Annotated in this window: 20 protein-coding genes; 9 read left to right on the top strand and 11 right to left on the bottom strand. The window is 66.9% G+C overall.

The window, feature by feature from the left end; translation table 11 throughout:
- The first annotated feature begins 54 nt into the window (after nucleotides 1–54).
- Nucleotides 55–1,089 (top strand): MerR family transcriptional regulator, encoded by a 1,035-nt coding sequence (locus RMR04_RS03375; RefSeq protein ID WP_311912968.1) that lies wholly within the window; start codon nucleotides 55–57, stop codon nucleotides 1,087–1,089.
- Nucleotides 1,090–1,184: 95 nt separating this feature from the next.
- Here RMR04_RS03375 and RMR04_RS03370 read toward each other — a convergent pair whose 3' ends face one another.
- Entirely contained in the window at nucleotides 1,185–2,405 is a 1,221-nt protein-coding gene (locus RMR04_RS03370; RefSeq protein WP_311912967.1) for an MFS transporter, read from the bottom strand.
- Between the two features lie 225 nt (nucleotides 2,406–2,630).
- Here RMR04_RS03370 and RMR04_RS03365 point away from each other — a divergent pair, with 225 nt between their 5' ends.
- The gene (locus RMR04_RS03365) at nucleotides 2,631–3,488 is read left to right on the top strand and encodes an aromatic amino acid exporter YddG (protein WP_311912966.1); all 858 of its coding nucleotides are present in this window, start codon (nucleotides 2,631–2,633) and stop codon (nucleotides 3,486–3,488) included.
- Nucleotides 3,489–3,741: 253 nt separating this feature from the next.
- Here RMR04_RS03365 and RMR04_RS03360 read toward each other — a convergent pair whose 3' ends face one another.
- The 4 genes from RMR04_RS03360 to argH all read right to left on the bottom strand — a co-directional run bounded on the left by RMR04_RS03360 (nucleotide 3,742) and on the right by argH (nucleotide 9,932).
- Nucleotides 3,742–6,423 carry a TIGR02302 family protein gene (locus RMR04_RS03360; protein ID WP_311912965.1) on the bottom strand — a complete coding sequence of 894 codons (2,682 nt, stop codon included), beginning with the start codon at nucleotides 6,421–6,423 and terminating at the stop codon, nucleotides 3,742–3,744.
- 131 nt (nucleotides 6,424–6,554) lie between these two features.
- Nucleotides 6,555–7,844 (bottom strand): diaminopimelate decarboxylase, encoded by a 1,290-nt coding sequence (lysA, locus tag RMR04_RS03355; protein WP_311912964.1) that lies wholly within the window; start codon nucleotides 7,842–7,844, stop codon nucleotides 6,555–6,557.
- A gap of 231 nt (nucleotides 7,845–8,075) precedes the next feature.
- Complete coding sequence (lptM, locus tag RMR04_RS03350; protein ID WP_311912963.1) at nucleotides 8,076–8,342, bottom strand: LPS translocon maturation chaperone LptM; 267 nt, start codon at nucleotides 8,340–8,342, stop codon at nucleotides 8,076–8,078.
- 198 nt (nucleotides 8,343–8,540) lie between these two features.
- The gene (argH, locus tag RMR04_RS03345; protein WP_311912962.1) at nucleotides 8,541–9,932 is read right to left on the bottom strand and encodes an argininosuccinate lyase; all 1,392 of its coding nucleotides are present in this window, start codon (nucleotides 9,930–9,932) and stop codon (nucleotides 8,541–8,543) included.
- 31 nt (nucleotides 9,933–9,963) lie between these two features.
- On the opposite strand from argH, the gene tlpA reads away from it, so the two are divergent.
- The 5 genes from tlpA to RMR04_RS03320 all read left to right on the top strand — a co-directional run bounded on the left by tlpA (nucleotide 9,964) and on the right by RMR04_RS03320 (nucleotide 14,584).
- Nucleotides 9,964–10,593, top strand: coding sequence for a thiol:disulfide interchange protein TlpA (gene tlpA, locus RMR04_RS03340; protein WP_311912961.1), 630 nt, complete (start codon nucleotides 9,964–9,966; stop codon nucleotides 10,591–10,593).
- A 175-nt stretch (nucleotides 10,594–10,768) separates the two neighbouring features.
- Complete coding sequence (locus tag RMR04_RS03335; protein WP_311912960.1) at nucleotides 10,769–11,773, top strand: hypothetical protein; 1,005 nt, start codon at nucleotides 10,769–10,771, stop codon at nucleotides 11,771–11,773.
- 71 nt (nucleotides 11,774–11,844) lie between these two features.
- The gene (locus RMR04_RS03330; RefSeq protein ID WP_311912959.1) at nucleotides 11,845–13,575 is read left to right on the top strand and encodes a carbamoyltransferase family protein; all 1,731 of its coding nucleotides are present in this window, start codon (nucleotides 11,845–11,847) and stop codon (nucleotides 13,573–13,575) included.
- A gap of 73 nt (nucleotides 13,576–13,648) precedes the next feature.
- The gene (locus RMR04_RS03325; RefSeq protein WP_311912958.1) at nucleotides 13,649–13,897 is read left to right on the top strand and encodes a DUF1272 domain-containing protein; all 249 of its coding nucleotides are present in this window, start codon (nucleotides 13,649–13,651) and stop codon (nucleotides 13,895–13,897) included.
- Nucleotides 13,898–13,942: 45 nt separating this feature from the next.
- Nucleotides 13,943–14,584, top strand: coding sequence for a glutathione S-transferase family protein (locus RMR04_RS03320; protein WP_311912957.1), 642 nt, complete (start codon nucleotides 13,943–13,945; stop codon nucleotides 14,582–14,584).
- An 80-nt stretch (nucleotides 14,585–14,664) separates the two neighbouring features.
- On the opposite strand, the gene grxD is transcribed toward RMR04_RS03320, so the two are convergent.
- The 6 genes from grxD to RMR04_RS03290 form a co-directional block, all read right to left on the bottom strand.
- Entirely contained in the window at nucleotides 14,665–15,000 is a 336-nt protein-coding gene (grxD, locus tag RMR04_RS03315; protein ID WP_092175186.1) for a Grx4 family monothiol glutaredoxin, read from the bottom strand.
- Nucleotides 15,001–15,061: 61 nt separating this feature from the next.
- On the bottom strand, nucleotides 15,062–15,298 hold the full coding sequence (locus tag RMR04_RS03310; protein WP_311912956.1) for a BolA family protein: 237 nt from the start codon (nucleotides 15,296–15,298) through the stop codon (nucleotides 15,062–15,064).
- An 11-nt stretch (nucleotides 15,299–15,309) separates the two neighbouring features.
- Nucleotides 15,310–17,517, bottom strand: coding sequence for a phosphoribosylformylglycinamidine synthase subunit PurL (gene purL / locus RMR04_RS03305; RefSeq protein WP_410492313.1), 2,208 nt, complete (start codon nucleotides 17,515–17,517; stop codon nucleotides 15,310–15,312).
- A 114-nt stretch (nucleotides 17,518–17,631) separates the two neighbouring features.
- Nucleotides 17,632–18,069: an acyl-CoA thioesterase gene (locus RMR04_RS03300; protein WP_311912954.1), complete on the bottom strand. Its 438-nt coding sequence runs from the start codon at nucleotides 18,067–18,069 to the stop codon at nucleotides 17,632–17,634.
- On the bottom strand, nucleotides 18,066–18,947 hold the full coding sequence (locus tag RMR04_RS03295) for a methyltransferase domain-containing protein (RefSeq protein ID WP_311912953.1): 882 nt from the start codon (nucleotides 18,945–18,947) through the stop codon (nucleotides 18,066–18,068). Before RMR04_RS03295 ends, RMR04_RS03300 begins: the two co-directional genes overlap by 4 nt.
- A 40-nt stretch (nucleotides 18,948–18,987) precedes the next feature.
- Nucleotides 18,988–19,869, bottom strand: a complete 882-nt coding sequence (locus tag RMR04_RS03290; RefSeq protein WP_311912952.1) for a UTP--glucose-1-phosphate uridylyltransferase — start codon at nucleotides 19,867–19,869, stop codon at nucleotides 18,988–18,990.
- 180 nt (nucleotides 19,870–20,049) lie between these two features.
- On the opposite strand from RMR04_RS03290, the gene galE reads away from it, so the two are divergent.
- Together galE and RMR04_RS03280 are read left to right on the top strand one after the other, a co-directional pair.
- Nucleotides 20,050–21,039, top strand: coding sequence for a UDP-glucose 4-epimerase GalE (gene galE / locus RMR04_RS03285; RefSeq protein WP_311912951.1), 990 nt, complete (start codon nucleotides 20,050–20,052; stop codon nucleotides 21,037–21,039).
- 128 nt (nucleotides 21,040–21,167) lie between these two features.
- Nucleotides 21,168–22,400 carry a lytic murein transglycosylase gene (locus RMR04_RS03280; RefSeq protein WP_311912950.1) on the top strand — a complete coding sequence of 411 codons (1,233 nt, stop codon included), beginning with the start codon at nucleotides 21,168–21,170 and terminating at the stop codon, nucleotides 22,398–22,400.
- The last annotated feature ends 59 nt before the right edge of the window (nucleotides 22,401–22,459 follow it).

Here is a 22,459-nt window from a genome sequence, read left to right as displayed (position 1 = left end):
CGGCCCCTGGGACCGCCTCGATAAGCATGGCTGTCAGCAACAGCGAGGTGATTCGTGAGCGCTTCCACCCCATTCCTGAACCCGTCCGAAGCCGCCAAGCAGCTCGGCGTCTCCACCAAGGCCCTGCGGCTCTACGAGCAGCGCGGCCTGGTCTCTCCCATCCGCAGCGCCGCCGGCTGGCGGGCCTATGGCCCCGACCAGATGGCCCGCGCCAACGAGATCGTGGCCCTGCGCAAGCTCGGCCTCAGCCTCGCCCAGGTGGCGCGGGTGCTGGGCGGCGACCCGCAGGGCCTGGAGCCGGCACTCGCCGCGCATCAGGCAACGCTGGAAGACCAGATCCGCCAGCTCACTGGGGCGATCGAGAGGGTCCGCGAGCTGCGCAGCGACCTCGCCCAAGGCAAGGCGCCGGGCGCCGGAGAGCTGGCGCGCCTGCTCGGTCCGGCTCCCGAACTCGACGTCGCCTTCGCGCTGCCCTGGCCCTGGGGCGGCGAACGCTTCGAATTGCGCGACATCCGGCCATTGAACTACATCATCGGGCCGCTGGGCAGCGGCAAGACGCGGCTGGCCCTGCGCCTGGCCGAGACCTTGCCCGGCGCCGCCTTCCTCGGCCTGGATCGCTTGGCCGATGGCGGCGCGGCGGCCCGCGCCCGGCTAAAGGCCGAGCCCACTCTCGAGGCGCGTGTCGACCAGGCCCTGACCTGGCTCGCCGAGGATGGCGCCGTCCTCTCGGACGCGCTCATCGCCCTGCTCGCCGGGCTGGAAGCCGAAGGCCCGGCCATCCTGGTCGTCGACATGGTCGAGCAGGGACTGGACCAGGCCACGCAGGAGGCCGTGATCGCCCATCTGCGCCGCCGTGGCTCAAGCGGGAGGCCGCTCTTCCTGCTCACGCGCTCCTGCGCGATCCTGGATCTCGCTGCCATTGGCCCCGACGAGGCGATCATCCTCTGCCCCGCCAATCACAGCCCACCGAGCCGTGTCGCCCCCTATCCCGGTGCACCGGGCTATGAGGCCGTCGCGACCTGCCTGGCCTCGCCCGAGGTGCGGGCGCGGACGGAGGGCGTCATCGCCTGGCGGCCGCAGGTGGCGTGATGCCCGTGCCTTGCCATCTCATCGGCGCGTTGATCAGCCTCTCGGCGACATCCGTGCCGGCGCGCCGCCGCGCTCCGGGCCCGTGAATTGCCCCATCAAGACGACGATGATGCAACCGCCGGCCGGGCCCGCGGCAGGAACATGGCGAGCAGCCCGACAGCCGGCAACCAGGCGCAGAGCCCGAACACCCTGACGATGCCGATCTGGTCGGCGAGCGCGCCGATCCCCGCCGCAGCGATGCCGCCCAGACCGAAGGAGAGGCCGTAGAACAGCCCGCCGACGAGGCCGATGCGGTGCGGCACGAGGTCGATCGCATAGATCAGGATCGCCGAGAAGGCGCTCGCCATGATGAAGCTGATGACGACGCTGAGCGCGCCGGTCCAGAACAGATCGGCATAGGGCAGGATCAGCGCGAAGGGCAGCGAGCCCAGGATCGAGAGCCAGATCACACGGTAGCGGCCGATCCTGTCGCCGATCATGCCGCCGACGATCACACCGAGCGCGCCGACGACGAGATAGAGGAACAGCATGATCTGCGAGAGCTGGATCTCGATGCCGAAGCGCTCGATCAGGTAGAAGGTGTAATAGGAGCTGAAAGCCGAGGTGTAGCCGTTCTTCGACATCAGCAGCACGATCAGCATCGTCATCGCCAGGATGACCTTCGCCTTCGGCAGGCCGTGGCTGGCGCTCTCCTCGACATGGTCCTTGGAGGATTTCTGGTCGCGGCGCAGCGCCGAATAGCGCGCGCCAAGCCAGCCCATCACCAGCATGGCGACAAGTACCACCCCGGAGAACCAGGACAGGCTTTCCTGCCCGCGCGGCACCACGATGGCCGCGGCCAGCAGCGGGCCGGTTGCGTAGCCGACATGGCCGCCGACCTGGAACACGCCCTGCGCCAGCCCCTGCCGGCCAGCCGCCGCATGGCGCGCCATGCGCGTCGCCTCGGGGTGGAACACGGCGGACCCCAACCCGATCAGCGCAGCCCCGACCAGCACGACCGCATAGCTGTGCGCATGGGAGAGCAGCAGCAGCCCGGCCAGCGTTCCGCACATGCCGGCGACCATCGCATAGGGCCAGGGCTTGCGGTCGGTGACGTAGCCGAGCAGCGGCTGCAGCAGCGACGACGTCACCTGGAAGGCCAGCGTGATGAAGCCGACCTGGAGGAAGTCGAGCCGGTAGGCTTCCTTGATCAGCGGATACAGCGCCGGGATCATCGACTGCACGAGGTCGTTCAGCAGATGGGCCAGGCTCAGCGCCAGCAGCACCGGAAGCAACGGGCGCCGCGCAGCAGCAGTGGGCATCGGGATCGTGGCCATGACTGACGCATGATCCCACGCGGGGGCGCGGTCAACATTCCGGCGCGGCGCTCAGAGCATGGCGCCTATCGCGCCCAGGCCGTGCTGCGGTGCAAAAAAGCCGTCTTCGGCAAGCCCCCATCAGCATTTGCCGCCCCATCGGCATTTGCCGCCGAAACTGATATCGCGGGCGCAAGATTCCTTCGATCCGCAGCCAAGTCCTGCCCAGCCAAGTCCCGCCGAACCATGACCTCCCGCAGCGCCACCTTCATCGGCTTCATCGCCATCCTGCTCTGGTCGACGCTGGCGCTGTTCGCCGCCATGTCCGGCCGGGTGCCGCCGTTCCAGCTTGTCGGCATGACCTTCGTCATCGGCGGGCTGCTGATCCTTTCGATCGCCGCAGCGCGCGGGACGCTGCGCCGCGTCATGCCGACTCCGGCCTCCTTCGCACTCGGACTCTACGGACCCTTCGGCGACACGGCGCTCTATTATGCCGCGATGAAAACCGCGCCGGCGGCCGAGGCCAATCTGATCCATTATCTCTGGCCGCTGCTGATCGTGCTGTTTGCAGCCCTGCTGCCGGGCGGCCGCTTGAAGCCGCGCCACCTCATCGGCGCACTGATCGGGCTCGCAGCGACCGCTTTGCTGATCTCGGGCGGCCTCGGCACCGGCGGCGGCATCTCGCTCGGCCATGGACTGGCGGCGCTCGGCGCTTTCGTTTGGGCAAGCTATTCCGTGGTCTCGCGCCGCTTCAGCACCGTGCCCTCCGAGAGTCTCAGCATCACCATGCTCGGTTGCGCGATCCCCGCCTTCGCCTGCCATTTCGCCTTCGAGACGACCCTGTGGTCGCTGACATCAGTCGAATGGGGCGGCGTGCTCGGGCTCGGCCTCGGCGCGATCGGGCTTGCCTTCGTCGTCTGGGACATCGGCATGAAGAAGGGCGATGTCGCCCTGCTCGGCGTCGCCTCCTACGCCGCCCCGGTGCTCTCGACGATCATTCTGGTGATCGCCGGTTATGCACCCGCAAGCTGGCTCTTGGCGGCGTCCTGCCTGCTGATCGTGGTCGGGGCGCTGGTGGCAAGCTGGGGACGGCGCCCCACTTGAGAGAAGCGCACGGGGAACCCCCTCCGGGAGGGAGAGGGCAGGGTGAGGGGTAGGCCGTTTGACGCTTGATCTCGACCTCACCGTTGCTTTGCCGTGAGATCGACACTGCGCTGGTTCAGGGGCCTACACATCAACCCTGCCCCTCTCACTGAACTCGGGCCTGCCCGAGTTCAGCACTCAGAGTGTCGAAGTCGGGTAGACCCGACTTCGATGCAGGAGAGGGGTTCCCCGCGCTTCACGATTCCGGAAGAGCTCAATTCCGCCTGAGCAGGCGCTCCAGATAATCGAGTTCCTCGCTCGGCCGCGACGGGTCGCCGAGACGCCGCCTCAACTCGTCCAGGATGCGGCGCGCGCGCTGTGTCGCGCTCTCATCGGCGCCGGGTACGCGGACACGACCATCGGCCCAGTCGCGCTGGCGCTGCGGCCGGCCCAGCGGATCCTCGCGGCCGCGCTGCTGCGCCGAAGGGCGTCCGGCCGGACGGCCATCGGGCTCGCCGAAGGCGCCCTCGGTGCCGTCACCCTCGCCGGGCTGGCCCTGCATCTGCTGGGCGAGGTTCTGGCCGCCCTTGCGCAGGGCTTCCAGGGCACGCCCTTGCGAGTCGAGCGCGCCTTCGCCCTGGCCCTGGCCGAGCTGGCCCTCGGCCTCGCGCATCGCGTCTTCGGCCTCGCCGAGCTCGCTCTGGCTGGGGGCGCCCATGCCTTGCATGCGCCGCTGCAATTCCTGCAGACGCTCGCGCAGGGCCTGCTGGCGCTCGGACAGGCTCTGGCCTTGTCCCTGCCCCTGCTGGCCCTCGCCGTCCTGTCCCTCTTCGCCTTCGCCCTGGTCGCCGGGTTGTTGGCCAGGCTGCTGGCCACGCTGCCCGCGCTGGCCCTGTTGTCCTTGCTGGCGTTGTCCCTGACCGGGGCGCGCCTGCTGCTGGCCAGGGCGCTGCCCGCGCTGGGTCCGGTTCTGGCGCTGCTGCTCCTGCTGATAGGTCTCGTCGCGCAGTCCCTGCTGCTCGCGCGTCATCTTGTCGAGCTCGCCCAGCGCCTGGTTCATCTCGCGCTGGCGCTGGTCCTGCTGGCCGGGGCGCGCCATCTGGAGATTGTTGAGCATCTGGTTGAGCTCTTCCATCAGGCGCTGCGCCTCGGCCATGTCGCCGCGCTTCGAGAGTTCCTCGATACGGTTGAGCATGTTCTGCAGGTCGCGCGGCGTCACAGAGCGGAAATTCTCCGGCAGCTGCGCCGATTTCTGATCGCCATTCTGCTGCTGGCGCTGCATCTGCTCGGCGAGCTGGCGCATGAAGCGGTCCATCGCCCGCCGCATCTCCTCGGTGAGCTTCTTGATCTCCTCCTCGGAGGCGCCGCGCTCGAGCGCCTGCTGGAGGTTTTCCTGCGCCGCCCGCAAGGCGCGCTCAGCGTCGGACAGGTCGCCATCCTCGAGCTGCAGCGCCATCGCCCACATCAGGTCGGCGACGTCGCGCAATTGGTCGTCGCTGGCCGAACGGCGCAGCCGCTCGGCGATCATCCGCATGCCGAGATAGACGCCGGTCTCCTTCAGGAACAGCTCGGGCTCGATCAGCAGCGCGTCCATGGCGAGCTGGACCTTGCTCCGGGTCTCGATATCCATGACCAGCTTGCGGCGCTGTTCGACCAGGGACTTGGCGAGCGGCTTGGTGAAGGTGCGTTGCGGCAGCGTGACCTCGACCGGCTCGCTGCGCCCCTCCTGGCCGGCATCATCGCGCGCGACCAGCGTCATCCTGACCTTGGCGCCAGCCCAGGGATGAGCCGAGAAATCGACCGTGCTCTTCATCTCCTCCTCGCCGGTCGGCGAAGAGGGTGTGCTGAGCGACTGCTTGGGCGGCTCGACCAGCGAACGCCCGACCGAGGGTGGGCCGGGCCGCGAGACCAGAACCTCGACCGAGGCGACGCCGTAATCATCCTTGGCGCGGTAGCTCAGCCCGAGCCCGCCGCTCTGCGCGCCCGTGATCGGCTTGGGCGGCTCGATGAAGCTGATCTCCGGCGGCTGGTCGGGTACGGCATTGAGATGCAGCGTCGTATTGGGGGCGCCGCTGCCGGTGAGCCGCAGCGTGCCGTTGCCGGCCAACGTATAGCGCTTCTCCAGCACAGCAGGAGCGTTCCCCGCCGCCGGCTTCGCCTCCTTGGCGTCGGCCGCGGGCAGCGCGTCGAGCCGGCCCGTGGTCGCGACATCCATGCCCGACTTGCCGGCGATGCGGACGACGACGACGGATTTCTCGGGCGCGCTGAAATTGGGGCTCGCCAGCTTGGCGAAGTCGATCAGGATCGGCGGCAGGCGCGTATAGGCCGGCGGATCGATCCAGGCGTCGATGCGGGTGGCGGGCGCGGCCGAGGCCGACCCGCGCCAGTCGAAGGCAGCATTGAGGCGCGGCCCAGCCTCGTGGCCGGCGACGAAGAAGGCGGTGATCGCCGCGAGCAGCGGGACGGCGCGCAAGGCAAGGCGGTCGCGCCCGGCCATGAGCGGATGCGGGGCCGCGAGCTTGAGCCCGGCGACCTGCCGGCTCTGGCGCTCGACATGTAGCTTCCACAACGCCTGCGAGACCGGGTCGCCCGAGCCGACGGCAAGGCTATCCTCCAGCGAGGAGGCCGGGCGATGGCCGCCCTCGAGCGAATGGTCGAGCCGCGAAAGCCCGTCGCGCCGGGTCGGCAGCGGCATCGTCGCGACATGCCACAGGCTCGCCGCCAGACCCGCAAGGAACAGGATGACGCCGAGCGCGCGGCCCTGCCAGGGCAGCAGCGTCCACAGGCCAAACCATGAGAGCGCCAGGAAGGCGAGGATGATGCCGACCGCCAGCCAAAGCCGCGGCCAGGCCCGCTCCCAACCGAGCGAAAGCCGTGAGGCGGTCGTGAGCCGGCCGAGCCGCTGCCGGATGCCCTCGATCGGATCAGACGCCTTGCGGCGCTCAGCCTCATTCATGCCGTCGCTCCGAGCTGCCTGCGCACCATCCTGAACCTTCGCCACTCGACACACGCTAACACGTGAATGTGGCAAGGCCAGAGCGAAGGCGCGCCGCCCACAGGGGCCTCAGCGCATCGTGATCGACGGGCTCAGGCCAGCCAGGGCGGTGCACGATCCGTGCCGAGAAGCTCCTCATAGCTCTGGCGCGGCCGGGTCACCGCGAATTGCCCGCCTTTCACCAACACTTCCGGAACGAGCAGGCGCTGGTTGTAGGTCGAGGCCATGCTGGCGCCATAGGCGCCGGCGGTCATGAAGGCGATCAAATCGTCGGGCTTCTGCGCGGCCAGGACGCGCCCGGTCGTGAAGGTGTCACCTGATTCGCAGACCGGTCCGACCACGTCATAAGCGATGCGGCTTGCATCCGCAGCCGGCTCGGACACCGGCCAGATCTCGTGATAGGCCTCGTACATCGCCGGCCGCATCAGGTCGTTCATCGCGGCGTCGACCACCAGGAACTGCTTGGTCGGACGCGGATTGAGATACAAGACCCGCGTCAGCAGGATGCCGGCATTGCCGACGATCAGGCGGCCCGGCTCGAAGCCGAGCTCGACATCGAGCCCCTTGGTGACCCGTCCGACCATGGCGGCATAGGCTTCGATCAGATCGGGACCGTAGTCGAAATCCTTCGGAATCTCGTAAGGGATGCCGAGCCCGCCGCCAAGATCGAGCCGCTCGACGCGGTGGCCCTCACTGCGCAGGCTTCCGACCAGCGTCGCCATCTTGATATAGGCCGCCTCGAATGAATCGGTCTCGCGGATCTGGCTGCCGATATGGAGCGCGAGCCCCATCATCCTGACGCCTGGTATATTGGCGGCGCGGGCATAAAGCCTGCCGACCTCCTCGAAGGAGACGCCGAACTTGTTCTCGGACGAGCCCGTGGTGATCTTGGCATGGCCGCCGGCGCCGATATCGGGATTGACCCTAAACACCGCCTCCTGACGCCTGCCGAGCGAGGCCGCGACGCGCGAAAGCAGATCGAGCTCGCCCTCGGTCTCGATATTGACCTGATAGATTCCGGCCCCAACCGCGAAGCGCAGTTCGCTCTCGCTCTTGCCGACGCCGGAGAAGACGATCTTCTCGGGCGGGAAGCCGGCGGCGAGCGCCTTGCGGACCTCGCCCTCTGATACCGTATCGACCCCGGCCCCGAGCGCGGCCAGCGTCTTCAGCACGCCGAGATTGCCGTTGGCCTTCAACGCATAGAAGACATGGGCCACTCCGGCCGGAGCATTCGCCTTAACGGCGGCCGCGAACAGGCGGTAATGCCGCTCGATCGTGGCGGAGGAATAGACATAGACCGGCGTGCCGACCTCGGCCGCGATCTGCCTGAGATCGACATCCTCGGCGAAAAGCGAGCCGTCGCGATAGTTGAAATGATGCATGGGGCGCTCAGTGCCTGTTCGAGAATGCCGATGGCCCTCGCCAAGGAGCTATTCCGGCCGGAATAGCATCTCGAAGCGCGAGGGCTCGCGTTTCAAAAGCTTCGTTTTAGAGCAGGATGCGAAAAAGTGGGAACCGGTTCTTCGCGTCGATCCTGCTCTAACTCTTTGATGAGAGACGGATTCAGATCTCGGACGGGATCACTTCGTGATGCCGTCTGACATCATCCGGCTCTAGAGAATCGGATCGAGCGCGAAGCTCTTTTCCGGAATCGTGAAGTTCCGGTCCGCTTTCGGCGGCTTGCCGAATGGCGCGCCACCGGCCTGGACCTCGGCTTGCTGCTGCTCATCCCCACCGATGTCGCGGTCGGGCAAGTCGAGTGCGCTCGTCGCCTTCGGCGGCGCCTCCAACGGCCCCCTGCGGCCGCAGGCGGTCAAGGCAAGTCCGAGCAAGCCGGCCAGAACGATGGCGCGGCCCAATTTCAGGCTGGAATGCGGCACGAAAGGAAACCCTCGGACGAAGCGTGGTGGAGACTGTAGCGAATGGAGCAACCTGTTGCGAGCTTTTGAAGGCGCTGCAACCTCATTCTCGGGCGCAACCCTCGGGTCCGGCCTTTTTGGCCGGCCCAGGGAGAGGCTCCGCGCAGGCCAGGCCACCTGGCGGAGAAGCCAAGGCCAAGCCCGAGCCTGACGATTTCGTCAGCCGCGCTCCTTCGCAAGCCGCCTGAGCCAGGACTTCGCCTGCCGGCGGACATTGACCGGAGCCGTACCGCCATAGCTGACGCGGCTTTTCACCGACTGCGTCACGCCAAGCACGGCGAAGACCGCCTCCGTGATCTTGGGCTCGGCCTCCTGCATCTCGGCGAGCGTCAGTTTTTCCAACCCGACGCCCTTGGCTGAAGCGATGCCGACGAGCCGGCCGGTGACGTGATGTGCGTCGCGGAACGGCATCTTGAGCACGCGAACGAGCCAGTCGGCGAGGTCGGTCGCGGTGGCGTAGCCTAGCCCGGCCGCCTTCTTCATCACCTTCAGGTCCGGTTCCATGTCGCGCACCATGCCGGCCATGGCGGCAAGGCAGAGCGAGAGCGTCTGGAGGGCGTCGAAGGTCCCTTCCTTGTCCTCCTGCATGTCCTTGGAATAGGTCAGCGGCAGGCCCTTCATCATCGTCAGCATGGCTTGCAGCGCACCGAAAACCCGGCCCGCCTTGCCGCGAACCAGCTCGGCGGCATCGGGATTGCGCTTTTGCGGCATGATCGAGGAGCCGGTCGAGAACTTGTCGGAGAGCTTGACGAAGCCGAATTGCGGCGTCGCCCAAAGCACGATCTCCTCGGCGAGCCGCGAGAGATGCATGGCGCAGATCGAGGCTGCCGACAAAGTCTCGAGCACGAAATCGCGATCCGAGACCGAATCGAGCGAATTCGCCGTCGGGCGGTCGAAGTCGAGCGCCTTCGCGGTCATATGGCGGTCGATCGGGAAGGAGGTGCCCGCAAGCGCCGCAGCCCCCAGCGGGCACTCGTTGAGGCGCTGACGCGCATCGCGGACGCGGCCGCGATCGCGCGACAGCATCTCGACATAGGCCAGCAGGTGATGGCCGAAAGTGACCGGCTGAGCCGATTGCAGATGGGTGAAGCCCGGCATCACCGCGCCGGAATGGAGATCGGCCTTCTCGGCCAAGGCGAGCTGGAGATCGGCCATCTGCTCGTCGATGGCGTCGAGCGTGTCGCGGACCCAGAGCCGCATATCGGTCGCGACCTGGTCGTTGCGCGAGCGCGCTGTGTGCAGACGGCCAGCCGCGGCGCCGATCCTGTCCTTCAGGCTCGACTCGACATTCATATGGACGTCCTCAAGCGCGCGCGAGAACGTGAAGCTCCCCGCCTCGATCTCGCCCTCGACGCTCTTGAGTCCGGCGCTGATGGCGGCCACATCGTCCTTGGTCAGGATGCCGGTCTCGCCCAGCATCGCCGCATGCGCGAGCGAGCCTCGGATATCCTGCCGCCACAGGCGCTTGTCGAAATCGATGGAGGCGTTGATCTCCTCCATGATGGCGTCGGGACCCGTGGCGAAACGCCCACCCCACATGCGATTGCTCACGGCGGTCTTTCCTGATTTCAAAGGACGTATGATGACGTCTGGAACGAAGATAGGTCTGGCCCTCGGGGTCGTGGCGGCGCTCGGCCTCGCGGGCATGGCGGCCTTCTACTCCGGCCAGGGCCGTGCCGGCAATTCCGCTTCTTGCGGCGCAGCAGCGGCGCGGGCGGCGAAGATGCAGCCTTTGGCGCAGGGCGAGGTCGCCGCCGTCGAGGTTCGGACGAGCCCGCAGCCGGCACCCGATCTCGCCTTCGAAGGCCCCGACGGTCAGCCGACGACGCTCGCGGCCTTCAGGGGCAAGACCGTGCTCGTCAATCTCTGGGCGACCTGGTGCGCGCCCTGCCTCAAGGAGATGCCGGCGCTCGACGCCCTGCAGGGCGCATTTGGTGGGCCTGATTTCGCGGTGGTCGCGATCAACATCGACACGCGCAATCTCGACAAGCCGAAATCCTGGCTCGCCGAGAACAAGGTCACGCGCCTGCCCTATTACGCCGACGCCCAGGCCAAGGTCTTCCAGGACCTGCGCGCTGCGCGGAAGATCGAAGGCATGCCGGTGAGCCTGCTGGTCGATCCGCAAGGGTGCGAACTCGGCATGATCCAGGGGCCGGCGGAGTGGGCGAGCGCCGATGCCAAGGCGCTGATCGCCGCTGCCATGGGGCGCTGAATAAAGCGGCTTCGACACGGATAGCGCAGCCGGTTCGCTTATCCGCAGACGGCAAGGCAGGCATCCGCTTGCCTTGCTGTTCGAGTTGTGATCGACCGATCATAATCCAAGGCTAATCACGACTGCAGTTCATCTGCGGGAGCGCGCGCTCATCGATGACTGGTGGAGGATAAAATTGCTGAATTCTAACAAAAACTATTTCAACCATAGCGCTCAGCGCTACGTTGCCGCGCTGTTCGTGGCATTTGCTGTCGGCTTCGGAGCTTGCCCGAACGCCCTCGCTCAAGATCGACAGGCCATCGCCGGCACCAGCGTCTCGCTCGTCGCGCCAAAAGGCTTCGTCCCGGCGACCGGCTTCGCGGGCCTTGCAAACCAGGCCACGCAGGCAAGCGTCCTGATCATGGAAATGCCGGCAGTCGCCCACCCCCAGCTCGTTCCGCTGTTCTCCGACATGGCGACGGCCAAGACCAACTTCGCCAAGCAGAATATCGCCATCGCCAGCATCGACGAAGTGGCCACCGCGGGCGGCGACAAGGCGCCGGTGATCAGCGGAACGCAGACCGCCGGCGGCGCTCGCCTCGACAAATGGATCGGCCTGTTCAAGGGGGAGAAGACCGTGATGGTCACGGTCCAGGCTCCGCAGGCCGCGAAGCTCGGGCATGCCACGATCCTGGCCCTGATGTCGTCGGTCTCGCTCGGCAAGGAGCCGACGCTGGCGGAAAGGCTCGCCGTCCTCCCCTTCACCCTCACACCGGCCGAACCGTTCCGGGTCGTCGATACGATCGCCGGCTCCGGCGTGCTGATGACGGCCGGCGAACTCAATACCGATCCCGCCGGCAAACAGCCGCTGCTGATCGTCGCCTACCAGCTCTCCGCCCCGACGGCAGCGAGCACGCTCGAAGCGACGGCGGAAGCTACGCTGAGACAGACGCGCGATTACCGGACAGCCAAGATCACGGCCCGCGAGCGCACCCGCTTCGCCGGCACCGACGGGTTGTTGCTGTCAGGCACATTCGACCATGCCAATGGGACCACCAAACGGTTCGTGCAGTATATGGCGTTCGACCCCAAGGGCCGCTTCCTCCGCATGATCGCCTCAGCCGACGACGCCAGCTTCGAAAAGCTGCAGCCGACGATCGCGGCGATTGCCGGCAGCGTGGCCTTCGCGGCCGGACAATAGGCCGGCAGCGGTAGCGTGGACCGCTTGCATCGATTGCCTCCCGCTTGCAGCTGCGCCATACGCTGCCGGCCATGACCTACACTATCGGCCTCGCCACCACCTTCCACGACCCTGCCCTCGCCATCATCGGCCCCGATGGCGAGGTCGTCTTCGCCGAGGCGACCGAGCGCTATCTGCAATATAAGCGCGCTCCCAATTGCGAGCCGGATTCCGTGCAGCGCATGGAAGGGCTGCTCAAGCGCTATGTCCCCGCGGACGCCGAGGTCCGGATCGCCACGAGCTGGAGCGAGGATTTCACCGGCTTCCTCGACCAAATGAGCCGCGCCGGCTCCTTCTCGCTCGACGCCCTGCTCAAGCTCTCGCCCGAACTCAACCGCTCGCTGGTGCCCGAGCGCACCGAGCGCGCGCTGATCGCCTCGCTGCATCTGGGCCAGCAGCGCGCGGGCCTCGGCACGCTGCTCGGGCTCGACCGCGCTTTCGGCAAGGCCAATGTCACCGGCCTGACGCGCTACGACCACCATCTCAGCCACGCCGCCTATGCCTGCTGGTCCTCGCCCTTCACCGACGCTGCCTGCCTGATCGTCGACGGCATGGGCGAGACCGGGGCTTCGGCAATATTCGCACTCGCGGACGGCAAGATCACCGAGGTGAAGCGCCATCGCGGACGTGAGTCGATCGGCTTCTATTTCGGCCTCGTCACCGACCTTGCCGGCTTCGACCAGGCCAAGGGCGAGGAATGGAAGATCATGGGGCTCGCGCCCTATGGCAGAGCCGACGCCGCGCTGATGGCGCTGCTGCGCCGGCTCTACCGGGTCGATGGCCACAAGCTCTCCTTCGCGGATGCCGCGACGGTGCGCGAGGTCAGCGCCGAGATCCTGGCGCTGCGCCCGACCGATGCGCTCGATCAGGGCTGGGCCGATCTCGCCCGCTGCGGCCAGGACGTCTTCGCCGAGATGATGGAGGCGCTGCTCTCCGAAACCGCCGCGCTGGTACCGGCAGAGAATCTCGTGCTCGCCGGCGGCTGCGCGCTGAACTCCTCCTTCAACGGCAAGATCGTCGGACGCCACGGCTTCGCCCGCGTCCATGTCCCATCCGCGCCGGCCGATGACGGCAACGCGATCGGTGCGGCCTGGCTCGCCCATGCGCAGGCCAATCCGGACTGGCGCGCGCCTGAGGGCCCGCAATCGCCCTATCTCGGCTCGACCGTCTCGACCGAGCCGCTGGAGCGCATGGCGGCCTGGGAGCCGCGCCTGAGAAAGCTTGACCCCAACGAGGTCGCCCCCCTCACCGCGCAATTGCTAGCCGAGGGCAAGCTGATCGGCTGGGTCCAGGGCAAGGCCGAGTTCGGCCCGCGCTCGCTCGGCAACCGTTCGATCCTGGCCGATCCGCGCCCTGCCAACGCCAAGGACCTGCTCAACGCCAAGGTGAAATATCGCGAAGCCTTCCGCCCCTTCGCGCCCTCGATCCTGGCCGAGCACGGGCCGGACTGGTTCGAGAACTACCAGGACGCGCCCTATATGGAGCGCACATTGGTTTGGAAGCGGGCTGTGCGCGCTCGCGTGCCGGCCGTGGTCCACGAGGATGCGACCGGCCGGCTCCAGAGCGTCACGGTGGAGCGCAATCCGCGCTATCACGCGCTGATCCAGGCCTTCCATGCGCTGACCGGCGTGCCGGTGGTGCTGAACACCTCCTTCAACATCATGGGCAAGCCGATCCTGCACACGGCGGAGGACGCGATCCTGATGTTCTATACGAGCGGCCTCGACGCGCTGGTGGTAGAGGACTGGCTTCTGGTGAAGTGATCCAACCCATCAGCAAGAAGCGTTGGCAGACAGCCGCGACTGGCCGCATTCTCCGCGCAAGAAGGAGATAGCCATGCTACAACTGCGCCCGAACTGCGAATGCTGCGACCGCGACCTGGCGCCTAACGCGCGCGACGCGATGATCTGCACCTTCGAATGCACCTTCTGCGCGGACTGTGCCGATACGCGCTTCCAGGGCGCCTGCCCGAATTGCGGCGGCGAACTGGTGCGCCGGCCGGTCAGGCCAGCAAGCAAGCTGGAGACATATCCGGCCTCGCAGGAGCGCGTGAGGAAGCCGCATCCGGAATGCGCGGCGGCTTGAACGGCACCTGCATATGGGGATGATCGATCGGGCAAGGAGCGCGCAATGACGTCCGCACCCGTCCTCTATGGCGCGCCCTACAGTGTTTATGTCCGGGCAGTCCGGTTGGCGCTCGAAGAAAAGGGTGTGCCGTATCGGCTGGAGCCGATCGATGTCTTTGCCGAAACCGGGCCGCCGGCTGCCTTGCTCGAGAGGCAACCTTTCGGCCGCATACCCGCCTTCGAGCATGACGGCTTCAAGCTGTACGAGGCGGGAGCGATCGAGCGCTATGTCGATGAGGCGTTTCCGGGACCGGCCCTGCAGCCCTCCGCTCCGCGCGAGCGGGCCAGGGTCAATCAGGTGATCAGCATCCTCGACTCATACGCCTACCGCACTCTGGTCTGGGATATCTATGTGGAGCGCGTGTCCAATCCGAGGAAGGGCCGTTCGCCCGACGAGGCACGCATCCAGGCGGCACTGCCGAAAGCCCGGCTCTGCCTGCGCGCCATCGGCGATCTGATGGATGGCGGCCCCTGCCTCGCCGGCGCCGTGCTCACATCGGCCGATCTGCATGCCGCGCCGATGTTCGCTTATTTCACGCTGGCGCCGGAAGCCGACCAGTTGCTCGCTGATGAGCCAGCGATCAAGGCCTGGTGGGCGGGAATGAACCAAAGGCCCGCCATGCATGCAACTGCGCCGCCAGCCTGAAGGGCCCTGCGGCTTGGAGAGCGCCAGTAGCCTGCCGCGCGCAGGCGAGAGGCGGGCCTTGGTGGGCCGAGAACGAGCCCTCAGCTCGCCTGCTTGACCGTGATGCCCTTCTCCTCGAAGAGCGTCTGGAGTTCGCCGGCCTGGAACATCTCGCGGGTGATGTCGCAGCCGCCGATGAACTCGCCCTTGACGTAGAGCTGCGGGATCGTCGGCCAGTTCGAATAGGCCTTGATGCCTTCGCGGATTTCCTGGTCCTCAAGCACGTTGACGCCCTTATAGGGCACCCCGAGATAGCCGAGGATCTGCGCGACCTGGCCGGAAAAGCCGCACATCGGGAATTGCGGCGTGCCCTTCATGAAGACCACGACATCGTTGGACTTCACTTCGGCATCGATGCGGGCGTTGACGTCGCTCATGATCTGATCTCCTGAGGCGGGTTCAAGGCCCGCTGGCAAGGACTGCTGGAATGGTCTTGCTCTAATTCTGGGGAAGCGAAGTCGTCAGCGCAAGGGCGTGCAGCACGCCGCCCATGTTTCCCTTGAGCGCGGCATAGACCATCTGGTGCTGCTGCACCCGGCTCTTGCCGGCAAAGGCCGACGAGGTCACGGTCGCCGCGTAATGGTCGCCGTCACCAGCGAGATCCTTGATCTCGACGGTGGCGTCGGGCAACGCCGCCTTGATCATCGCCTCGATATCATGCGCATCCATCGCCATCGTGGCTCTCCTCAGGCGGCTTGGCCTGCCATATAGGCAGGCAGCCAGGTTTCATGCGCGGATTTCAGGGCCGCAACCGCGATCGCCGCCTCGCCGGGAAGGGCAAGCGCATCCCCGCCGGTCTTGCCGAGCGCGAGTGCGGAAACGCCGGCCGCCTTGAGCTCGGCAAGCACCCCGACGGCCGAAGCCGCCGGCACCGTGACAAGATAGCGCGCCTGATCCTCGCCGAAGAGCACGGCATGGGCAGGGCCATCCGGCAGGGCGTCGATCGTCGCCCCGACGCTGCCCGCCATCGCCATCTCGGCCAGCGCGACGGCAAGGCCGCCATCCGACAGGTCATGGCAGGCAGTGACGCGCTGGGCGGTGATCAGCGCCCGCACGGCATCGCCATTCCTGCGCTCGATCGCGAGATCGACCGGCGGCGGCGCGCCCTCTTCCCGCCCGCAGATTGTGGCGAGATAAGCCGACTGGCCAAGCCAGCCCGAGGTCTCGCCGACCAGGATGATGGTCTCGCCCGCGGCCTTGAAGGCGACGGTCGCATGCTTGGTCACATCCGCCAGCACGCCGACGCCGCCGATGGTCGGGGTCGGCAGGATCGAGACGCCATTGGTCTCGTTGTAGAGCGAGACATTGCCGGAAACGACCGGGAAATCGAGCGCCTTGCAGGCGGCCCCGATGCCCCGGATAGCACCGACGAGCTGGCCCATCACCTCGGGGCGCTCGGGATTGCCGAAATTCAGGTTGTCGGTGATGGCGAGCGGCGTCGCGCCCACGGCAGTGAGGTTGCGCCAGGCTTCGGCCACCGCCTGCTTGCCGCCCTCGAACGGATCGGCTTCGCAATAGCGCGGCGTCACATCGGCCGTCATGGCGAGGCCCTTGGGCCCGTCCTCGATGCGGATCAGGCCGGAATCGCCGCCGGGCGTGATCACCGAATTACCCAGGATCAGCGTGTCGTATTGCTCGGTGATCCAGCGCTTGGAGCTGAGATCGGGTGAGCCGACGAGCTTCAGCAACGCATCGGCGTGCGACAGCGGCGGCTGGACCGAAGCGGCTTCGACCACCGGCAGCTTGGGCGTCTCGATCCAGGGCCGGTCATATTCGGGAGCCTCGTCGCCGAGCTCCTTGATCGGCAGATCGACCATCGTCTCACCCTGGTGCTTCACAACGAAGCGCAGCGTATCGGTGGTGTGGCCGATGACGGCGAAATCCAGCCCCCATTTCCGGAAGATCGCCTCGGCTGGCCCCTCATGGCCGGGTTTGATCACCATGAGCATGCGCTCCTGGCTCTCCGACAGCATCATCTCATAGGCGCTCATGCCGTCCTCGCGGCAGGGCACGGCGTCGAGGTTCAGCTCCACGCCAAGATCGCCCTTGGCGCCCATCTCGACGGCCGAACAGGTCAGGCCTGCCGCACCCATGTCCTGGATCGCGTCGACATGGCCGGCCGCCATGATCTCGAGGCAGGCTTCCAGCAAAAGCTTCTCGGCGAAGGGGTCGCCGACCTGCACGGTCGGGCGCCGCTCTTCGCCACCCTCGCCGAAAGCCGCCGAGGCCATGGTCGCGCCATGGATGCCGTCGCGGCCGGTCTTGGAGCCGAGATAGACGATGGCTTTCCCGACGCCCGAGGCCTTGGCGTAGAAGATCTCGTCGGCGCGGGCGATGCCGACCGCCATGGCGTTGACCAGGATGTTGCCGTCATAGCGGCTGTGGAAACCCGTCGCGCCGCCGACATTGGGCACCCCGAAGGAATTGCCGTAGCCACCGATGCCGGCGACGACGCCCGAGACCAGGTGGCGCGTGCGCGGATGATCGGGAGAACCGAAGCGCAGCGCGTCGAGCACCGCGATCGGCCGCGCGCCCATGGTGAAGACGTCGCGCAGGATGCCGCCGACGCCGGTGGTCGCGCCCTGATAGGGCTCGATGAAGGAGGGGTGGTTGTGGCTCTCCATCTTGAAGACGATCGCCAGTCCATCGCCGATATCGATGACGCCGGCGTTCTCGCCCGGCCCCTGGATCACCCAGGCCGCTTTGGTCGGCAGCGTCTTCAGATGCAGCTTCGAGGACTTATAGGAGCAGTGCTCGTTCCACATCGCCGAGACGATGCCGAGCTCGGTGATCGACGGCTCGCGGCCGATCAGATGCAGGAAGCGCTGATATTCGTCGGGCTTCAGGCCATGTTCGGCCACGAGCTGCGGGGTGATCTTGATCTCGTTGGGAATCACGGCGCGACGGTTCCTGATCGTCCGGCATGAAGAAGGGCCGGCCCTCAATGGGCGGGGCATAGCGCGCCTGCGGGCGCGAGACAACGCATTCCCGACCTGCAATGGCGCTGTTCAGGCGGAAAGTGCTTCCAACGCCGCCCGCAAGGGGGCCGGAATCGGCACCGGCTTCTGCGCCGCCCGCTCGACATAGACATGGGTGAAGCGGCCCTGCGCCGCCGCCTCCCGCCCGCCTTGGCGGAAAATCCCGAGCCGGTAAGTCACGGAACTGGTGCCCAGCCGGTCCACGGCAAGCCCGATCTCGACGGTTTCAGGAAATGCGACACTCTCGAAATAGGTACAGCTCGTCTCGACCACGAGACCGACGACCGGACTCGTCGCCGGGTCGAGAAAACCCTGCTCGACCAGCCAGGCGTTCACGCCCGTATCGAACCAGCCGTAATAGACGACATTATTGACGTGGCCGAACACGTCATTGTCGTGCCAGCGCGTCGGGATCGCCCGGAACAGCTTGAAGTCGTCGCGGGAGAGGCGAAGCTCGCGGGCACTCATCGGGGAGCCTTGTCACCCGCCCCGATCTCGGGCACGCCGAGCGCATCCGCCAATCGCGCCTTGGCCGAGCCCGGACGCAGCGGCTTCTGCTGGCTTTCATGCGGGGCCCAGCCGGAAAGCCAGACCATCTCGAAGGTTGCACGCAAGCGCCCGTCTGCGTCGGCGAAGCGCTCCGCATAGAGCGCCGCCGCCCTCGCCAGCGTTTCGCGCCGCAATCCGGTTCGGCTGCGCTGCGTCAATGCATTGGCCCAGCCCATGGCGCGCAAATCGCCAAGCAGCCCGAAGATGTCGCGATAGCGCACCGTGACGAGCTCGCTGTCGACGACGGGCAGCGCGAAACCGGCGCGCTGCAGCAAGCTGCCCATATCGCGCAGATCGGCGAAGGGCGCGACGCGCGGGCTCGCCCCACCCGAGGTCTCCGCCTCCGCCTCCAGCAGTACCTGCCGCAATTCCTGTAGCGTCCGGCCGCCGAGCAGGCAGCCGATGAACAGCCCGTCCGGCCGCAAGGCCCGCCGGATCTGGATCAGCGCGCCGGGCAGGTCATTGACGCCGTGCAGCGCCAGGAGCGAGGCGGCGAGGTCGAGCGAGCCAACCGCGAAAGGCAGGCGCTCGAGGTCGCCGAGGATGTCGGCGTCCGCACCCGCCGCCTCGGCCATGCGCAGCAGCGCCTCCGCCTTGACCCGGAGCACCGGAGCCGCAACCGGCAAAGGCGTGCCGAGATCGGCGGCAAGCGTAAAGCGCCGCAGGACAGCGTCGAGCCGCTCAGCCAGATCCTCGGCCGCCCGCGCGAGCAGGAAATCCGGGTAGCCGACTGCCAGCGCCCGCGCCAGCCGACGCCGGCCGAGATCGCGATCGAAGACGGGCTGGTTCTCGCTCAAGCACGGCTCCTCGCGCACGGCTCCTCGCCAGTGCGCACCATCAACGCTCCAGCAGCCGCTCGATCTCCTGGCGGAGCTGCGGGCCGAGATCGCCGCGCTCGAGCGCATAGGCGATGTTGGCGGTCAGGAAGCCGATCTTCGAGCCGGTGTCGTAGATATCGCCGTCGAAGCGCACCGCGTGGAACGGCTCCAGCCGCGACAGCGCGATCATCGAATCGGTGAGCTGGATCTCGCCGCCGGCGCCCGGCTCCTGATTGGCCAGCAGATTGAAGATCGTCGGCTGCAGGATGTAGCGGCCGGTGATGTGCAGGTTCGAGGGCGCCGTGCCCTTGGCCGGCTTCTCCACCATCTTCGTCACCCTGGACACCTTGGCGTTGCGATCCTCGACGCCGACGATGCCGTATTGATGGGTCTGGTCCTCGGGCACCGGCGCCACGGCGATATGGTTGCCGCCATGCTTCTCATAGGCATCCATCATCTCGGCGAGGCAGCCCTTGCCATGGCTATGATGCAGCATGTCGGGCAGGAGCAGCGCGAAGGGCTCGTCGTCGCCGACGATGTCACGCGCGCACCAGACGGCATGGCCCAGGCCGAGCGGGGCCTGCTGGCGGGTGAAGCTCGTCGCGCCGGCGGCCGGCAGATCGGCCAGGAGCCCTTCCAGCTCCTTGAGCTTGTTGCGCTTGCGCAAGGTGTCGTCGAGCTCGTAGGCAAGGTCGAAATGGTCCTCGATCACGCCCTTGTTGCGGCCGGTGATGAAGACGAAATGCTCGATGCCGGCGGCCCTCGCCTCATCCACGACATGCTGCACGACCGGGCGGTCGACGACGGTCAGCATCTCCTTGGGGATCGCCTTGGTGGCGGGCAGGAAGCGTGTGCCGAGCCCGGCGACGGGAATAACGGCCTTGCGAATGCGTTTCGTCATGAAGGATCCATTTCGCGCGCTTAGCCGTGCGATGACGGCGGCGGTTGGGGTGGAGGTGGCGACTTGGCTCACATGTTCACTGAGCCCGCCGATGATGGCAAATAGCAGGACGACCTTGATGGCTCGTCAACATCTTTTGCTTAGATGAGTCGAAACGATTGTGACGGATGAGGATGTGTAATGGCGATTCTGGTTTCGGGCGGCGCCGGCTATATCGGCAGCCATATGGTTCTGGAATTGCTCGATCGTGGTGAGGCCGTCGTCGTACTCGACGATCTCTCGACCGGTTTCTGGTGGGCCGTGCCGAAGGAAGCCACCCTCGTCCAGGGCGATATGGGCGACCAGCCTTTCGTCGAGCGCGTCATCGCCGAGCACGGCATCACCGAAATCGCGCATTTCGCCGCCAAGATCGTGGTGCCCGATTCCGTCTCCGACCCGCTCGGCTACTATCTCAACAACACGGTAAAGACGCGCGCGCTTCTGGAAAGCGCGGTCCGCGGCGGCGTGAAGCATGTCATCTTCTCCTCCACGGCGGCCGTCTATGGCGAGCCGCCGGTCAGCCCCGTGCCGGAGGAGATCGCGCTCAACCCGATCAACCCCTATGGCCGCTCCAAGCTGATGAGCGAATGGATGCTGAGCGACGTGGCACGCGCTTTTCCCCTGACCTATGTCGCGCTGCGCTATTTCAACGTCGCCGGCGCCGACCCCAGGGGTCGCTCGGGCCAGTCGAGCCCCAACGCCACCCATCTGATCAAGGTCGCCAGCCAGGCGGCGCTCGGCCAGCGCGCCGGGCTCGAGGTCTTCGGCACGGATTATCCGACGCCCGACGGCACCTGCGTGCGCGACTACATCCACGTCACCGACCTGGCGCGTGCGCATCTCTCCGCCCTCGACCATCTGCGCGCGGGCGGCGCGAACCTCACGCTGAACTGCGGCTATGGGCGCGGCTATTCGGTCAAGCAGGTGGTGGATGTGGTGAAGCAGGTCTCCGGCGTCGATTTCCCGGTCAAGCTCTCGGGCCGCCGCGCCGGAGACCCCGCCTCGCTCATCGCCAAGGCCGACCGCATCCGCGCCGAACTCGGCTGGCTGCCCGAGCATGATGATCTCGAGCAGATCGTGCGCCAGGCCCTGGCCTGGGAAGACCAGCTGAAAACCCGCAACGCCAAATAAGCTTGCAACCAAGCAAAACGGCCCGCGAAACCGGCGCGCGATTGCGCGCCGTTTACCCTTGGTTAATCTTGTTCGGGCGCTGTGGGGAAAGCTCCGTTTCCCACTAGCCCGCCTGAGCGAGGTTCGTCATGCGTCTGTCCGTGATTGCCGCCGCGGCCATCATCAGCCTCGCCCCCGCGCTTGCGCAGACCACCGGCTCGATCAACGTCTCGGCGGCCCGCGCCAAGGACGCCAAGACGGCCCCGGCCGATGCCTCGTTCGATGCCTTCCTGAAGGGGCTCTGGCCGCAGGCCCAGGCGCGCGGCATCTCGCGCGCGACCTTCGACCTCGCCTTTCGCGGCGTGACGCCCGACGCCTCGATCGTGGCGCTGACCAAGAAGCAGTCCGAGTTCACCGCGCCGATCTGGGGCTATCTCAACAGCGCGCTCGGCGGCACGCGCATCCCGCGCGGGCGCGACGCCGCAACTGAGAATGCCAGCGTCTTGGCGCAGGTCGAGGCGCGCTACGGCGTGCCCAAGGAGGTCGTGCTCGGGATCTGGGGCATGGAGACCAATTACGGCTCGTTCAAGGGCGACAAGGATACGATCCGCTGCCTCGCGACCCTGGCGCAGATCCGCTATCGCGGCGACTTCTTCCGCGACGAATTGCTGACCGCGCTGGAGCTGATCGAGAAGGGCCATGTCGAGCGCGCCGAGCTGCGCGGCTCCTGGGCCGGCGCGATGGGCCACACCCAGTTCATGCCGTCGAGCTACATGAAATATGCCGTCGACTGGACCGGGGACGGCCATGCCGACATCTGGACGTCGACCAGCGACGCGCTCGCCTCCACCGCCAATTACCTCAAGGGCTATGGCTGGGTGCCGGGCCTGCCCTGGGGCCTGGAGGTCACATTGCCCGAACGGTTCGACTACCGCGTCAACAAGGCAAGCTTCTCCTCCTTCGCTGCCGCCGGCGTGCGTCGGGCGGATGGGCGGCCCCTGCCCGGCTCCGGCGAAGCACGGCTGTTCTTCCCCGCCGGCTATCGCGGGCCGGTCATGCTGCTGACCGAGAATTTCGACGTCATCAAGAAATACAATTCCTCCGACGCCTATGCGCTCGCCGTCGGCCATCTCGGCGACCGCATCATGGGCCGCCCGGCGATCCAGGCCGACTGGCCGGTCCAGGCGCCGCGCCTCGACAAGGCGGGACTGCAGGAGGTGCAGCGCCGGCTCAAGGCGGTCGGCCTCTACAATCACGACGCCGATGGACGCATCGGTACCGGCACGCGCGAGGCCGTGCGGCAATACCAGCTCAAGACCGGCGAGATCGCCGACGGCTATCCGACACCGGCCCTGCTGGCCAAGATGCGCGACGCCCGCTGACGCTGCCCCGATCCTGGGCTATAGTGGCCGGGATCGGGGCAGGATCGGCCACGGCGCAG

This window comes from Bosea sp. 685 (assembly GCF_031884435.1).
Taxonomy (GTDB): Bacteria; Pseudomonadota; Alphaproteobacteria; order Rhizobiales; family Beijerinckiaceae; genus Allobosea.
This window is presented reverse-complemented; position numbering and strand designations above follow the sequence as displayed.

Excerpts from the sequence above, each read along its gene's own strand:
- RMR04_RS03370 (WP_311912967.1), bottom strand. The coding sequence starts at position 2,405 with ATGGCCACGATCCCGATGCCCACTGCTGCTGCGCGGCGCCCGTTGCTT.
- RMR04_RS03365 (WP_311912966.1), top strand. The coding sequence starts at position 2,631 with ATGACCTCCCGCAGCGCCACCTTCATCGGCTTCATCGCCATCCTGCTC.
- RMR04_RS03360 (WP_311912965.1), bottom strand. The coding sequence starts at position 6,423 with ATGAATGAGGCTGAGCGCCGCAAGGCGTCTGATCCGATCGAGGGCATC.
- lysA (WP_311912964.1), bottom strand. The coding sequence starts at position 7,844 with ATGCATCATTTCAACTATCGCGACGGCTCGCTTTTCGCCGAGGATGTC.
- tlpA (WP_311912961.1), top strand. The coding sequence starts at position 9,964 with ATGACGTCTGGAACGAAGATAGGTCTGGCCCTCGGGGTCGTGGCGGCG.
- RMR04_RS03330 (WP_311912959.1), top strand. The coding sequence starts at position 11,845 with ATGACCTACACTATCGGCCTCGCCACCACCTTCCACGACCCTGCCCTC.
- RMR04_RS03325 (WP_311912958.1), top strand. The coding sequence starts at position 13,649 with ATGCTACAACTGCGCCCGAACTGCGAATGCTGCGACCGCGACCTGGCG.
- RMR04_RS03320 (WP_311912957.1), top strand. The coding sequence starts at position 13,943 with ATGACGTCCGCACCCGTCCTCTATGGCGCGCCCTACAGTGTTTATGTC.
- grxD (WP_092175186.1), bottom strand. The coding sequence starts at position 15,000 with ATGAGCGACGTCAACGCCCGCATCGATGCCGAAGTGAAGTCCAACGAT.
- RMR04_RS03310 (WP_311912956.1), bottom strand. The coding sequence starts at position 15,298 with ATGGCGATGGATGCGCATGATATCGAGGCGATGATCAAGGCGGCGTTG.
- RMR04_RS03300 (WP_311912954.1), bottom strand. The coding sequence starts at position 18,069 with ATGAGTGCCCGCGAGCTTCGCCTCTCCCGCGACGACTTCAAGCTGTTC.
- RMR04_RS03290 (WP_311912952.1), bottom strand. The coding sequence starts at position 19,869 with ATGACGAAACGCATTCGCAAGGCCGTTATTCCCGTCGCCGGGCTCGGC.
- galE (WP_311912951.1), top strand. The coding sequence starts at position 20,050 with ATGGCGATTCTGGTTTCGGGCGGCGCCGGCTATATCGGCAGCCATATG.
- RMR04_RS03280 (WP_311912950.1), top strand. The coding sequence starts at position 21,168 with ATGCGTCTGTCCGTGATTGCCGCCGCGGCCATCATCAGCCTCGCCCCC.